Origin of the sequence: Paraprevotella clara YIT 11840, from assembly GCF_000233955.1 — a bacterium.
Taxonomy (GTDB): domain Bacteria; phylum Bacteroidota; class Bacteroidia; order Bacteroidales; family Bacteroidaceae; genus Paraprevotella; species Paraprevotella clara.
Genome location: NZ_JH376684.1, coordinates 1 through 546, shown reverse-complemented (window position 1 = coordinate 546; position 546 = coordinate 1). Strand labels below are relative to the sequence as shown.

At 39.7% G+C, this 546-nt stretch carries 1 protein-coding gene; it reads right to left on the bottom strand.

Annotation, left to right across the window (positions count from 1 at the left end; all coding sequences use genetic code 11):
* The coding region (locus HMPREF9441_RS17060) for a hypothetical protein (protein WP_008623428.1) at positions 1 to 546 on the bottom strand (546 nt) is incomplete at both ends.

Genomic DNA, 546 nt, shown 5'->3' with positions numbered 1-546 from the left:
ACTAAAGTGCGTTACCTCATTGGGTAGCAGCTGTCGCTCATTGTTAGGAAATTGATAATACACCTTAGCATCATTAGGTAGTAATAACAACTTAGTAGTTGCGGGCACTGCTACCTCATTCACCCAAAGCGACTTCAGATAATGGCGAGTATCCTCTATCTGCAATCGGCGTGTATTGATATTTTCTACTGGTTGTAAATGAAACTGACCTAAATGCGGACTATTGATAGCTTCTGTAAAAAGATATAACTTCTCTATAAAGGCATTTCTATCGTCTTCAAAAAGACTTTCTAAACTATCAGGAGTCGCTACTGTATAGTAGTCTCCTTTCTTAATACTAGTTTCATCTATCGTATAGGGGACACGTTCTTTTATAGCACGTGCCTCTATTTGTGTGATCAGGTCAGAGTACTCTTGTTGGGCTACCCCTGCTTGTATAGTTGCCTCATAGCGTTTAGCTATTGTAATGAGGCATTCTCGAACATTAGTAAGCTGATAACGAGGCGATAAAAAAAGGCGTATAGCGTAAAAACCAGCACGTTTCTC